We start from the raw sequence: 13,377 nt of genomic DNA on the forward strand, positions 1-13,377 counted from the left end.
CGGTCCGCTTGCAGCCCCCCGCGGTTAAGACGACTGAGGAAGGACGAGCCTCCCATGAGCGACCGCGACGCCTTCATATCCCAGCCTGAACGAAACCTGTCCCGACATCCCGGCAGCGCTGAGGCGTGGAGCCTCAAGGGACAGGCACCTGAGTTCACGGCAGGTCGTTACCTGGTTTGAGCAAGTGCACACCGTCCAGCCCCGGTACCGTTTGCCAAGGAACGTCCTCTCGACTTCGACCCAATTTCTCCGGCACGCATGTAGGCGGTTGACCACGAACGAGTCCGCTCCATCCGTGTCAGTCGAAAGTGAGGCGACGGCCGGGACTTCGAGCGAGGGCAGGCTTTAGACAGTGAGGTGATTCAGGGCGAGCCCAAGTTTTTTACCGGAGATCCAGCCTCCCCTTCGAACAACAGCATGGGCTCATCAAGCTCACCCATCTTGCACGAATACTGCATCGGCGATCCGGAACAGCCATCCCTTGTGCCGGTGATCGTGACCTCGGCGGCAAACGCCCCGCCATTGACCTCGATGGGCGGTGGAATTTTCCAATGATGGCGGTGTCGGTGCCGGGTCCGGTAAGCTTGCAACAACACACGAAGCACCGGTACGAAAGAAAAAGACCATCCCAGCGGGGCACCGGGACGGTGAGACTGTTACGCGAAAAATTCAAGGTCGATGGCGTTTGCCATCGCCCGATAACCTGCGTCATTTGGATGGATGTGGTCGCCGCTATCATACTCAGGCAGCAGACGCGTCGGCTGAGCCGGATCACGCATCAACACATCGAAATCCATCACCGCATCAGCGCCGCTAAGGTTACGGATGAAGTCATTCACCGCCTGACGGATCGCTTCCTTCGCAGGCGTGTAGAAGCCAATTCCGGGAAGGTCTGGCAGTGCGTTTTCGAATGGCAGCAGCGTCCCGATCATCACCTTTAACCCAGCCATTTTGGCGCGCAGCACCAACTGGCCCAAGGCGGCGACAATCTCATCTGCCGTAACAAACTCGCGCCCGCTCGCTAAAATCGTATTGGGCCAGAGAATGTCGTTGATGCCTTCGAGTAGAACGAGATGGGTGGCCCCATGCTGGGTTAACGCATCACGATTGAAGCGCTCGAGCGCCTTCACCCCACGGCAATCATGCAAGAGGCGGTTGCCGCCGATGCCTTGGTTGAGCACAGCGAGCTTGATCCCAGCGCCACGCAGACGTTCGGCAAATATGTCGGGCCATCGGTTGTCCGCGTCGATCGTCGAGCACAGGCCGTCAGTGATCGAGTCCCCAAAGCATACGACAGCGCCCGTTGTTTTCGGCGCCTGCACATAGACGGATGAAAGCAGATAGTGGCTCGTCGTGGTCTGCTGAACGGGCATAACCTCAGCGTCGGCAAAATTGCCTGGCTCAGAGATGTAGCAGGTCTGCTGCGCCTCATAGTGGTGTGTCGCGAGCGCGAAATACTGCTCAGTGAAATAGCTCACCGCCAAATGGCTCAACGCATCGACATGAAGATCGATGGGGTCACTGAACAGCGCTGCGCCGGGTGAAATCGTGCCGAACGCCTTGCCGCCAAAGGTCGCCTTCTGTGCCGTCTGCGTATCAATCCACCCAGCCGCCAGAGCACGAGCGACGTTCACAGCGTCCAGTTGGATGGGATGAGAGCCAAACTCATTGGTGAACCGCAAGATCACTTGCTGACCAGCAGCGGTAACGCGAACAATCTCGCGAACTGTTTGCCCGATGATGCTCCGGATGGGAGCATCAGGGGGCCAGACATTCATCGGCGAACACGTCCAGGAAGACAGCCAGTGGGTCTCAGTTGCATGCGACTGCATTTATTTCCCTTGACGAAGCCAGCCCATCAGAGATCCCGTGCGGGAGTAAGAGTCGACGGCCACGACGAGGATAAGAACCCCGCCTTTCACCACCATCTGCTGGTAATCGCTGAGACCGGCAATCGCCATCCCGTTGGCAAGCACGCCCATGACGAACATGCCACCGATAACGCCGACGGCCTTGCCCTGCCCGCCTTGCACACTGATGCCACCGACGACGCAGGCAATAAGAGCGTCCATTTCCAGACCATTGCCTGCGAGCGGCTGACCGGAATTGACACGCGACATCATCACAATGCCTGCAACTGCAGCCAGACCACCGGAGATCATATAGGCAAGGATTCGGACCTGGTTGATCGCAATGCCTGAGAGGCGTGCTGCTTCGCTGTTGCCACCTAGAGCATAGATCTGGCGCCCGAGGTGGGTTTTGTTAAAGACAAAAGTCCCCAGAATGATGATCACCGCGGTGATAACAACTGGCACAGGTATGGTGTCGAAAATGTACCCCTGGCCGATCACCTTAATGGAAGGTGGTAGTTCATAAACCGGGTAGCCGTTATTGGTCATATAGGCGAGGCCGCGCGCGACGTAGCTCATGCCAAGCGTCATGATCAGCGGCGACATATTGGTTATTGTCACCATGATGCCGTTGACCGCGCCAATGGCGATACCAATCATCAAACCGAGGATGAATGCCACCTCAATGGGCAGTTGATATGTGGTCATTGCGAGAGCCGTGACCATCCCCACTAGAGCTAGCGTGCTGCCGACCGAAAGGTCGATGCCGCCGGCGATCAGCACAAAGCTCATACCCATGGCCAGAATGCCAATGATTGCGACCTGACGCAGAATGGTAATGAAGTTGCCGAAGGTCGCGAAGTTCTCGACCGCAAAAGAGAAAATCAGCGTGATAACGACGAGCATTATCCAGACTGCTTGATCCCTGATGTTCAGTTGCTTTGTCATGCGAGCCAAATCTCTTTTTATTTTGCGGTCGAGGCGTGGAACAGCACGGCTTCCTGAGAGAACTCGTCCTTCTCAAGGATGCGGGTTTGCTCGCCTTCGCTCATCACGACGATCCGGTCAGACATTCCGAGCAATTCCTCCATGTCTGAGGAGATCATGACGATCGCTATGCCTTGGCGGCACAGGTCATTCATCTGGGTGTAAATTTCGCGTCGGGCGCCCACGTCGACGCCGCGTGTCGGCTCGTCAAAGATCATCACGCGGCTTCCGGCCGCGAGCCATTTGCAGACGCCAACCTTTTGCTGGTTGCCGCCGGAAAGGTTGCGCGGCAGTTGCATCGGCGTCGGGGTTTTGACCCCCATCCGCTTGATCAGATCTGAAACCAAGGTGTTTTCCTTGGCCTTATTCAGAACGGTGGCGACCGACAGCTTTCTAAGGATCGCCATGGTGATGTTCCACTTGATCGGCAGCTCAAGAAACAGGCCTTGATGCTTACGGTCTTCGGGCAACATACCAATCCCAAGCGCTACAGCGTGCTTGGGTGAGGTCGGCGCGATCTCATCGCCATCGAGCAGAATATGGCCGGTGTCGCGCTTGTCGGCCGCAAAGACCATACGCATGACTTCCGTACGGCCCGCGCCAACAAGGCCACCGAGACCGACGATTTCGCCTTTTCGAACGGCGAAGTTGACGTTTTCGACGATACCGCCGCCAACGCCCTTTAGCTCAAGCACGACATCGCCAACGGGAAAATCGCGGCGCGGATAGGCATCACTCACGTCACGCCCTACCATCGCCCGGATAAGGCCGTTGCGGTCAATGTCCTTGGCGTCCGTCACCTGCACCACACGACCATCGCGCATGACAGTAATGCTGTCTGCGATGCGGAAAATTTCGCTAAAGCGGTGCGAGACATAAATGATGGTCACGCCACGCACCTTGAGGCGATCGATAATGCGGAAGAGGCTCTCTGCCTCGCTAGCGGTCAGTGCGGCGGTCGGTTCGTCCAGAATAAGGATCTGCACTTTACGCGAAAGCGCCTTGGCGATCTCAACGAGCTGTTTGTAAGCGATCGTAAGATCCTGCACCAAAGCGCGCGGGTCGATATCGACCTCGATCTCCTTGAAAATCTCAGCGGTCTTCCGCTCGACTTCGGCGCGATCGATGGTGACCATATTTCCGGGCATATCGCCCAGAAACACATTCTCGGCCACGCTCAGCGCCGGAACGAGATTGAATTCTTGGTAGATGACGCCAATGCCCAGCTTGAGGGCCATGTGAGGCGTCATATTCTCTATCAACTTGCCATTGAGATAGATTTCACCGCTGTTTGGCATATGGGCTGCCGACAGCGTTTTAATCAGCGTCGACTTGCCAGCGCCATTTTCGCCCATGAGCGCGTGCACTTTGCCGCGCGCAAAGCTGACAGACACCCCATCAAGAGCCCGCGGAACACCGGGGAAGCTCTTGGTGATATTCTTCAGCTCCAGGACTGAATCTTTATCCATCCCCAGTCCGTCCACCCTTATATAAATTGCAGGAGGGATGCCCCTCCTGCACACTCGGCCAAGTTTACGACTAGGTGGACTTACTAGAGGTAAGTATCGACCGTATCGGCATAAACGGGCTTGATCGGGTAGATCACGAGCTTCTTGGATTCATCGAGCGTACCGCTAAGCGCTGCTTCAACGCAGCGCTCATAGAGCTGACCGACCTGATTGACGAGGTCGAGATCGACGGTGGCAACGAAGAGATCGTTTTCCTTCACCGCCTTGAGGCCATCAAGGCTAGCGTCACAACCGAAAATGACCGGACCACCCTTATCCTTGTTCAGGCCAGCAGCCTTGAAGGCCTGGTAAACGCCCAGTGTGCCACCGTCATTGATGCCCATTACGGCCTGCAGATCCGGGACAGCCTGCAGGAAGTTTTCGCCTGCCGGCACACCTTCATGAGGGAAGCCAGCGTCGAGTTGAGTTGCTACAACTGCATCCGGAGCGGTTTCACGCAAACCATCGACCATGCCGCGAGCACGTTCGACGAGGAAGTCCAGCTTGGAGTAGGTGCACATTGCGACGTTCTTGCTGCCTTTGTGCGCGCTAACCCACTTACCAGTCTCCTGGCCGATAACCTTGCCCAACTCATAGTTGGAAGCCATGGTCGAGTACTGCGCGATCTTGGAATCCGTGTCATAGGAACCGATAATCACGCCCCTATCGATAGCCTGCTGCATCAGGTCAGCGGTGGCTTCTTCAGCGTAGTTCTGGAAAATGATGACGTCTGCGCCAGCGTTGATGAAATTTTCCAGCGCTGAAACTATCTTCTGTGGACCTTCAGCAATGTCGGTGGTCAGTAAGCTGTAGCCAGCTGCCTGGGTGCGACGCTCAAGATCACGCGCCATGTCGATAAAGATGGCGTTGGTCGTGACGCCCGACAAAGCGAAACCGATCTTCAACTTCTTACCCTGGGCCAACGCACCCGGGGCGAAGGAAAGCATCGCAGCTGCTGCGGCAGAACCGGCGAGCAGCGAGCGACGATTGATACGAAATTCTCCAGCCATGTACTCCCTCCCGTTGGTGATTTTTCATGCAATCGGATTTCTTGATTGCAGCTTGTAGTTACACGCCGGGAGCTCGTGCCTACTACGTCAAACCCACCAGATGACTGATACAATTTTGCACTCAAATGCCCGCAAGAGGCGAAAGTGTAGAAATCACGGGATAGCAGGAGTGCGATCACTGCCTGCACCTCACTGTGGCGTCACGGCAGCAGGCTGGTTAGCAGCGCCCCCGAACCGTCAACAGTTCCCGCTATAAGTGCACGACGAACAAGCGTTCCCATGGCTAGAGACCGTCCCCAGTGCTTTCTGGGGCCGCCACAACTCGAAAGCACCTCACCTAACCTCATGGGATGCCTATCCGCATGGCCGTTAAGACACGCCTGAGCCACTACCCCGAACGTAATTTTCTAAGCAGCGAACCCGCCGCTTTGCGCCTGATGTCGGCCGTTGAGATCAGTTCTTCCGCTTCCTCAAAGCAGACGCGGCCAGAGACCACGCTGGAGGTCGTGGTCGCGCCAGCGGGCAGCAAAATCTGAAGAGACTAGGTCCGCCAAAGGTTGCTCGAAAGATAGTGGTACAATGCGGTACTTCGAGGCGGGACTGTGGAACCATGCGGTGCAGGTGACGCCAGGAGCGAGCCGGGCTTGGTCTAACTTTGCCCGGCCCGTATTTACCTTCGCTGCGTTGGATCGCCAACGCAAGGCGATCCGCTGGTTCCTGGTCCCCTACCCTCGCGAGTTGGGCGGCGGCGCGGACTCAAACCAGTTCTCGCTCTCCAGTCTCTTCCAGATCTCCTTGCTCACCTCTCCGCCCTCGGCAACGACGCGATCCTCGTCCGCCACCACCAGTTTTCCGGCAAGCACCTGGAAGCGCCCGTTCGTCATCACGTGTCGAACGTTACGCCCGCTGCTGTACAGCAGGTGATGCAAGGGTTCCGGAGGAAGGGCTCCAAGCCCGCTCAGTGGCTTGGTTACGTCGATGGCGCAGAGATCGGCCTTCGCGCCGGGCGCCAACCGCCCGAGGTCGTCACGGCGCAGCATTTTGGCGCCGCCAATCGTAGCCGCGCGAACGGCATCAGCGATCTGGGGACGCTGCATCCTCGCCTCGCTGTACTGCTCGAGCAGGGTCGTCCTCAACTGGCCGTTGAGCGTGGCCAGCTTGATGTTCTCGACATAGTCGTTCGAAATCTGGTCAATGCCGAGCGATATGTTCAACCCGCCAGCCAACGCCTCCGGATAGGGCTGCGCGCCCTGGTGAAGCAGGCTCGCCATGCAGGCGCAATGGACGTAGTTCACTCCGTGCCGCTTGAGAATCGGCGGATCCTGGACCGTGTCCATCTTGTAGAGATGGGCTGCAATGACGGGCTGGTCGAAAAAACCCAGGCTTTCCAGCCAGGCGACCGGCCGCATCCCCCAGAGACGTTCGCAAACCTCCACCTCGCGAAGACGCTGCGCAAGATGAATATGGATGCCGTTGCCGAGTTCCTCGGCTGCAAGCTGCGCCGCCTTCAAGGTCTCCGGAGTCTGCGTGTCGGCCGCATGGATGGCCATCTGGCCCTGCAGCAGATCGCCGTCAGCCTTGTTCAGCGCCAAGCCGAACTGCCGCGCCGCTTCGATCTCCTGCAGCGTCTCGGGGACTGAATCGAAGAGCATCTGGTCGTTGTCGCGGTACCAGAGCTTGTAGAGCCGCTCCATGTTCGGGGCGATAATGCTGATATAGCCCCGAATGCCCCAAGCGTTGGCAACCCGAACGAATGACTCGGCATGACGCAGCGAGGCACTCATTTCGACGAACGTGGTGCAGCCGGACTTGAGGATCTCGGCAATGTTATAGGCGCTCAGCGCGTCGAGCTGTTCGTCGTCCAGGTTCATGGCCATCTCAACGGGACGATCCATGAAGCGCCCACCTTCGATGAGGCCGCGCGCCGGACTGCTGACGGCCGTGTGCGTGTGTCCGGAAATGAAGCCGGGCAGGACGAGGCAGTCACCCGCGTCGACGCGCACTTCCCATCCGCGCACGGGCCCCGGCCTGATGTCGACGATCTCATTGCCTCGGATCACGATAGATACATCGCGCTCCAACGTCTGTTCGCCGTTTCGTTCAACGAGCGCCCAACCGGCCTCGATCACACAATCCTGCCTCGACTGGTCGATACCGTTCATCGAGAATTCCTCCATAGAATAAAAGCAAAGTGAAAGCCGCGACTTCGCCATCGAAGGGGGGCACAGCGGCGGTCGACTGGACTACGGACAAAGCGATCCCAGGGCGCGGCCACGCGGGCCCGCCGCCAAACTCGGAACGGAGAGGAAGTGCCTTGCCGGAAGCCGTCTTCGGGGGGCTAGGTTCTCATGATGGCCTACCTCACGCAGACGGAAAGGCGATCGTGTCTTCGGCCCGCCAGGTGACGACGACCTCGTCTCCCGAAGCCAGCCCGACATCAGCGCCGGTGGTCCGGTTCTGCATGACCGTGGTCATCAGCCCCAGGGGTGTCTCGACGTAGCAGAAGGTCTTCTCACCGCTGAACATCACGCCCTTCAGGCGGCCGGGCACCGCATTGGCCGATCCGTTCGCGCCGGAGCCGGCGCTGATCTGCATCTTCTCCGGGCGCACCATGACGGCGACTTCGCCGCCAACCGCCACCTTTCCGTCGATGCTCCGCACCACGATGTCGCCGGAGTCGGAGCGTACGAGCGCGTCCGCGCCGCGCCGGTCGACAAGCGTTGCCGGCCAGCGATTCATCTGCCCGATGAACTCGGCGACGAAGGGCGTGGCGGGCTCGTCATACATGACGCGGGGCGTGTCGAACTGCTCGACCCGGCCCGAATTCATCACCGCCACGCGATCGGCCATGGCGAGTGCTTCGTGCTGATCGTGGGTGACGAAGATCGTCGTGATGCCGAGTTGCTGCTGCAGTTGCCGCAGTTCAAACTGCATGGCTTCGCGCAGCTTCGCGTCGAGCGCGGCGAGCGGCTCGTCCAGGAGCAGGACCTTGGGCTTGGTCACCAGAGCCCGCGCCAGCGCGATCCGCTGCTGCTGGCCACCCGACAGTTGGGAAGGATATCGATCCTTCAGCCCTTCCATCCGCACCAGGCAAAGAGCTTGGTCGACCTCCGCCGCGATGGCGGTTTTCGGCGCCTTGCGCATCTGCAGACCGAAGCCGACATTCTCGGCAACGGTCATGTGCAGGAAGAGAGCATAGCTCTGGAAGACCATTCCCAGGTCGCGCCTTTCGACCGGAACCCCGACCAGCGACCGGCCCGCCAGCAGGACGTCGCCCGAGTTCGGCGTGACCAGGCCTGCGATCGCACGCAGCATGGTGGTCTTGCCGCAGCCGGAGGGTCCAAGCAGCGCGACGAACTCTCCCTGCTTGATGTCGATGCTGACGTCCCGCAAGGCGGTGTACGAGCCATAGGTCTTGATGAGATTGCGCAGCGACAGATAGGGCTGGCTCGTGCGCAAATCGGCCGTCTGAGTCATGCGTTCTTCCGTCATTTTGAAGGCAGAACCAGATGGTTCACGCCGAAGCAGCGCTCGAGTATGAGGAGCAGGACCACGACGATGACGATCTGCACGGTCGAGATCGCAGCCACCGCAGGGTCGTAGTTGTAGACAAGGTAGCTAAGCAGCGAGACCGGCAGCGTCGTCGTGTCCGTGGTCGAAAGCAGAAGAGCCACCGCGACCTCGTCGAAGGACAGCAGGAACGCGAGGATCCCTCCCGCGAGCAGGCCGGGCCGGATCATTGGCAGCGTCACGTGCCAGAAGGTTCGCCAGCGCCCAGCGCCGAGGGTGCGCGCGGCTTCCTCCGTCTCAGGCCCGATCCCGGCATACACGCCCAGTAACGTACGCAGCACATAGGGAACGGTGATGATGACGTGGCCGATCAGTAGTCCCACCGGAGAGGTGCCCAGTCCGAAACGTGCCAGGAAGAACAGAAGCGAGGTCGCCAGGATGATCGTCGGCAGGCTGAGGGGCGAGAGCATGAAGGCAAGCACCGCATCCTTCATCGGAACCTGGTTGCGGACGAGGGTGATGGCGGCAGGAACTGCCAGGACGATGCTGGTAGCCGTGGACGCAACCCCGAGCAGGAAGCTGTTCCAGAGGGGGACCATGAACTGCGCATCCGTCAGCACCTTTTCGAACCAGCGCAGCGAGAACCCACGCGGCGGAAAGGTGACGAATTCGGCTGAGGTGAAGGCGACCCCCACGATGATCAGGACGGGTGCGGCTAGGAAGATGACGACCGCGGCGACGAAGAGCCGGTGCCAGAGCGGCAAACTGTTCATGACGCCCTCCATTTCGTGCGCCGCAAACGCGCCTGCAGCCAAAGCACGCTCATCACTATGGTCAGCAACACCATGCCCATCGCGGCAGCGAACGGCCAGTCGGAGGCGATGTTGAGTTGCTGGTAGATCAGAAGCGGCAGGACCATGGTCGAGGTACTGCCGAGCAGCATGACCGTGACGAAGCTTCCCACGCACAGCGTGAAGACGAGGATCGAACCGGTCATCAGCCCCTCCAGGCTGAGGGGCAGGACTATGCGGCGGAAAGTTGCGAAGCGGCTTGCGCCCAGGACGGCGGCCGCTTCTTCGAGCCGCGGGTCGAGCGTCTCCAACGTGCTCGCCAGCGACAACACCATAAAGGGCAGCATCACGTGAACGAGTGCGATGGTCACGCCGCCCCAGTGATACATGAGGCTGAGCGTGGGAAGACCAAACGATGACAGCACCCAGTTGAGCGCGCCCTTGCCGCTCAACAGTACCATCCATCCGAAGGAGCGGACAACCACATTGACCAGGAGCGGGATGACGATCGCAAAGATCAGAAGGCTTTTCTGCAGGCCGCTGGAGCGCGCAATCGCATAAGCCAGCGGGTAGCCGATGATGGCGCAGATCACCGTGACCGCCACGCCGAGAATGATCGTTTCGGCGATGACCCTGAGATAATAGATGTCAGCGAATATTCTTCTGTATTGGGCGAAGTCGATCCCGGCCTGGGTCATTCCGAGGCTTTCCGCCAGGTTAAGCAGCAGAGGTCCGACGAAGAAGAAGAGCAGGAAGGCGACCAACGGCAGCAGGCCGTAAAGGGGCGAGAGGCGCGACAGGACGCCCTTCGAGGTTGGCACCGCCGGAGAAAGCGCTTGGATGTCTTGTGTGGTCATTGTCGGTCACATCGCCAGCGTCAGATGCCGGTCCGTCGAATCGCCGAGCATCGAAACCTCGCCTCGCAAGCTAATCACTGTTGCTGCGGTAAGAAGGGGACGTGCCTGCGTCCTTGAACACCCTCGACAGGCCGGTTTCCAGCTTGTCACGTCCCCCTCCGATATGCGGCCTACTGCATTTCCTTGTTCCACCGCTCGATCCACTCAGGGATGCGATCGATGATCTCGCTGTAGGGAGGCACTTTGACCTTCTCCATCGGCGTGAATTCGGCGCGCAGATCATCTGGATAGGTGACGGTGCTGTTGGTGCCGGGATAGCGCATGGTCTGCGAATTGCCGACCTGCCCTTCCTCGGACAGCACGCAGTCGATGTATTCGTACGCGATCGGATTCGCGCCCTTCACGACCGACTGCATGACCAGGCTGACCACGCCGCCCGGCTCCGGCACACTGAACTTCGCCCAGTCGTTGCCCTTGTTGATGAAGGCGAAGGCGCGGCCATCCCAGTAGACGAGGACGTCGACCTCGCCCGTGGCGAAGAGGTTCAGAGCCTCGACGGGCGTCGTCCAGAACTTCACCACATACGGCTTTATCGCCTTCATCTTCTCGAAGGCCACGTCGATGTCGCCGCCGTACTGCTGTGCTACCCACCATAGCTGAGACGGACCCCAGGTGTATGTTCCGGACGGCCAAGCGACCTTCTCGCCGTATTTGCCGGCAGCGATATCGTCGATGAGTTGCTTCCAGGATTGCGGCTCCGCCACGCTCTGGCTGTTGTACATGACGCCCATGGCGCCGTAGTTGCCGGAGACGCCGTAATCGTCCCACGGCTTGTGGAACGCGTCCGGAATACTGGCGAGGTTCGGCACCTTTTCTACGCTCAGTTGCTCGAGCAGGCCTTCCTTGGCGGCGCGCAGGCTATCGAGCTCGCTGAGCGTGATCACGTCGATCGGCGAGTTGCCCGGATTCGCCTTCACCTTGTTGAGCCAGTCCGAGGATTCACCGGTGAGGATCTCGACCCGGACGCCCGTCTTCTTTTCGAAACAGGGGGCGTAGTTCTTCGCCACGGACTCGGCCCATATGCCGCCATAGGCGGTGACGACGATCTTTTCCGGCTTCGGTTCCTCGGCCATAGCCGCCAGCGTGGAAGCGCCGATCAGAGCCGCAGCGTTTAGCGCCGCGAGGGCGCAAGAGAACCTTTTCATCCAACTCTCCTCCCGATTCACCTAGGCAGTGATTATTGCGCGAGGCGATCTGCCCTCAACAGTGCCTCTGGCCCTTTGGGCAACAATCGCCACTCCTCCTGGCGCCTCTGCTTGATTGCAGCGAATCCAAGCCTAGTCGCGTCGCGATTCTCGTGCCAATACTACCGCCGACGGGATTATTGCCATCAGAGGCATAAATGCTGAGCGTGAGGTTGATACGCTGTTTCGTTGCTGTTGCCGACGAGTTGAGCTTCACCGCTGCAGCGCTACGCCTCAATATGGCGCAGCCCGCCCTGACACGCTCGATCAAGCAGCTTGAAGAGCACCTCAATGCCCGGCTCCTCGACCGCGATACGCGTAATGTGCGGCTGACCGAGATCGGCCATGCCTTCCTGAAGGAGGCGCGGAAGGCTCTCGACCAGATCGCCCGCGCAGAGCAGGTCGGGCGCGAGATGGCCCGGGGGCAAATGGGGCAGATCAAGATCGGCTATGTGACTTATATCGCCCAGGATTTCCTGGCGCCCCTATTGAAGCGGTTCAGGATGGACAGGCCCAACATCCGCATCGAACTCGTGAACATGGGCACCGAGCAGCAGCGCGCCGCCCTCGTCGAACGCACGATCGACATGGGCTTCATGCTTGGCCCGTTCTCGGTGCCTGGCATCGCGACCTACCAGATCCGAGAAGAGCAATTGGTGGTAGTCATGCCGGACGACCACCGACTGGCGCAGAAGGAAGCGATTTCTGCATCGGACCTGCGGGGGGAACAGATGGTCATCGGATCGGAAAGCATGTGGAGCGTCTATCGCCGCATCCTGTTCTCGGAATTCGACAGGCTCGGCGTCTCTCCCCGCATATCGCAGGAGGCTCCAACCCCCTCGGCGCTCTTTGCACTGGTGAACGCCGGAATGGGGCTGACCATCTTCCCGCAGGCCCCCAGCCAATATCTCACCAGCCACATGGTGGTTCGGCCCTTTGTAATGGAGCAGAACAAAATGAGCACCGTTTGCGCCTGGAACAAATTGAACACTAATCCGGCGTTGAGTGCGCTGCTCGCCCGGCTGCCAGGGGTCACAGCCTAACGGGCACCTGCCGCCCCTGGGGGCCTAGTTCTACGCATAATTGGTGGCAGAGGTCTGGGCTGAGTGGGGAAGCCGGGCGACTCGCCTGGAGAAAGTCTGAGATCTTCCAGGCAACTCACAGCAATGCGAGCGACCCGCAGTTCGCAACCGATGTGTCTGCGAGGAGCGTTCCCGGAAATTCCATCATCGGCAAACAATGACTGCGCCAGCGCACCTGAAACAGGCGCGCCTGGGTCAACCACCATCTACTGCGCCAACTTCAGAAGTGCATGCAACAGCACGTTTGTCCCCGCGGCCAAATCTTCCGGCGAAGCATATTCCTTCACATTGTGGCTGACGCCGTCGCGGCAGGGAACGAAAATCATCGCCGTCGGGGCGACCTTGGCAACATTGGCCGTGAACTTCGGACCAACAGGTGCACCGAGGTTGCCGGCGTGCTTGCCTTTGTTCGACGGCGAGTTGTGTTCGGTTCGGGCGCTGACCGCTTGGGCACGGGAACGCCTGACCTTGCCCCCAAGTTTTATCCAGTTTTGAGTTCGCTCCAGCGGTTTTTGGTTGCGGTATATGGGGCGGTAGC

General features: G+C 59.4%; 10 protein-coding genes and 1 pseudogene. 1 reads left to right on the forward strand and 10 read right to left on the reverse strand.

The window, feature by feature from the left end; translation table 11 throughout:
- Window positions 1–656: 656 nt before the first annotated feature.
- The 9 genes from HUI96_RS27705 to HUI96_RS27745 all read right to left on the reverse strand — a co-directional run bounded on the left by HUI96_RS27705 (window position 657) and on the right by HUI96_RS27745 (window position 11,718).
- Window positions 657–1,778: an SGNH/GDSL hydrolase family protein gene (locus tag HUI96_RS27705; RefSeq protein WP_188257934.1), complete on the reverse strand. Its 1,122-nt coding sequence runs from the start codon at window positions 1,776–1,778 to the stop codon at window positions 657–659.
- 54 nt (window positions 1,779–1,832) lie between these two features.
- Window positions 1,833–2,798: an ABC transporter permease gene (locus tag HUI96_RS27710; protein WP_188257935.1), complete on the reverse strand. Its 966-nt coding sequence runs from the start codon at window positions 2,796–2,798 to the stop codon at window positions 1,833–1,835.
- 17 nt (window positions 2,799–2,815) lie between these two features.
- Entirely contained in the window at window positions 2,816–4,306 is a 1,491-nt protein-coding gene (locus tag HUI96_RS27715; RefSeq protein WP_188257936.1) for a sugar ABC transporter ATP-binding protein, read from the reverse strand.
- An 83-nt stretch (window positions 4,307–4,389) separates the two neighbouring features.
- Window positions 4,390–5,355, reverse strand: coding sequence for a sugar ABC transporter substrate-binding protein (locus HUI96_RS27720; protein WP_188257937.1), 966 nt, complete (start codon window positions 5,353–5,355; stop codon window positions 4,390–4,392).
- A 725-nt stretch (window positions 5,356–6,080) separates the two neighbouring features.
- The gene (locus tag HUI96_RS27725) at window positions 6,081–7,517 is read right to left on the reverse strand and encodes an amidohydrolase family protein (RefSeq protein WP_188257938.1); all 1,437 of its coding nucleotides are present in this window, start codon (window positions 7,515–7,517) and stop codon (window positions 6,081–6,083) included.
- A 199-nt stretch (window positions 7,518–7,716) separates the two neighbouring features.
- Window positions 7,717–8,832, reverse strand: a complete 1,116-nt coding sequence (locus tag HUI96_RS27730; protein ID WP_188257939.1) for an ABC transporter ATP-binding protein — start codon at window positions 8,830–8,832, stop codon at window positions 7,717–7,719.
- 11 nt (window positions 8,833–8,843) lie between these two features.
- On the reverse strand, window positions 8,844–9,638 hold the full coding sequence (locus HUI96_RS27735) for an ABC transporter permease (RefSeq protein ID WP_188257940.1): 795 nt from the start codon (window positions 9,636–9,638) through the stop codon (window positions 8,844–8,846).
- Window positions 9,635–10,513: an ABC transporter permease gene (locus HUI96_RS27740; RefSeq protein ID WP_188257941.1), complete on the reverse strand. Its 879-nt coding sequence runs from the start codon at window positions 10,511–10,513 to the stop codon at window positions 9,635–9,637. The genes HUI96_RS27735 and HUI96_RS27740 overlap by 4 nt, the downstream gene beginning before the upstream one ends.
- A 170-nt stretch (window positions 10,514–10,683) precedes the next feature.
- The gene (locus tag HUI96_RS27745) at window positions 10,684–11,718 is read right to left on the reverse strand and encodes an extracellular solute-binding protein (protein ID WP_188257942.1); all 1,035 of its coding nucleotides are present in this window, start codon (window positions 11,716–11,718) and stop codon (window positions 10,684–10,686) included.
- A gap of 197 nt (window positions 11,719–11,915) precedes the next feature.
- Here HUI96_RS27745 and HUI96_RS27750 point away from each other — a divergent pair, with 197 nt between their 5' ends.
- Window positions 11,916–12,800 (forward strand): LysR substrate-binding domain-containing protein, encoded by an 885-nt coding sequence (locus tag HUI96_RS27750; RefSeq protein ID WP_188257943.1) that lies wholly within the window; start codon window positions 11,916–11,918, stop codon window positions 12,798–12,800.
- Between the two features lie 245 nt (window positions 12,801–13,045).
- Here HUI96_RS27750 and HUI96_RS27755 read toward each other — a convergent pair.
- A pseudogene (locus HUI96_RS27755) lies at window positions 13,046–13,377 on the reverse strand (M20/M25/M40 family metallo-hydrolase); the annotation flags it as partial.

The organism is Pseudaminobacter soli (ex Zhang et al. 2022) (genome assembly GCF_014595955.1).
Classification (GTDB): Bacteria; Pseudomonadota; Alphaproteobacteria; order Rhizobiales; family Rhizobiaceae; genus Kumtagia; species Kumtagia pseudosoli.

Bases quoted from the DNA above. Each gene is read 5' to 3' on its own strand.
- HUI96_RS27705 (WP_188257934.1), bottom strand. From the start codon at position 1,778: ATGAATGTCTGGCCCCCTGATGCTCCCATCCGGAGCATCATCGGGCAA.
- HUI96_RS27710 (WP_188257935.1), bottom strand. From the start codon at position 2,798: ATGACAAAGCAACTGAACATCAGGGATCAAGCAGTCTGGATAATGCTC.
- HUI96_RS27715 (WP_188257936.1), bottom strand. From the start codon at position 4,306: ATGGATAAAGATTCAGTCCTGGAGCTGAAGAATATCACCAAGAGCTTC.
- HUI96_RS27720 (WP_188257937.1), bottom strand. From the start codon at position 5,355: ATGGCTGGAGAATTTCGTATCAATCGTCGCTCGCTGCTCGCCGGTTCT.
- HUI96_RS27725 (WP_188257938.1), bottom strand. From the start codon at position 7,517: ATGAACGGTATCGACCAGTCGAGGCAGGATTGTGTGATCGAGGCCGGT.
- HUI96_RS27730 (WP_188257939.1), bottom strand. From the start codon at position 8,832: ATGACTCAGACGGCCGATTTGCGCACGAGCCAGCCCTATCTGTCGCTG.
- HUI96_RS27735 (WP_188257940.1), bottom strand. From the start codon at position 9,638: ATGAACAGTTTGCCGCTCTGGCACCGGCTCTTCGTCGCCGCGGTCGTC.
- HUI96_RS27740 (WP_188257941.1), bottom strand. From the start codon at position 10,513: ATGACCACACAAGACATCCAAGCGCTTTCTCCGGCGGTGCCAACCTCG.
- HUI96_RS27745 (WP_188257942.1), bottom strand. From the start codon at position 11,718: ATGAAAAGGTTCTCTTGCGCCCTCGCGGCGCTAAACGCTGCGGCTCTG.
- HUI96_RS27750 (WP_188257943.1), top strand. From the start codon at position 11,916: ATGCTGAGCGTGAGGTTGATACGCTGTTTCGTTGCTGTTGCCGACGAG.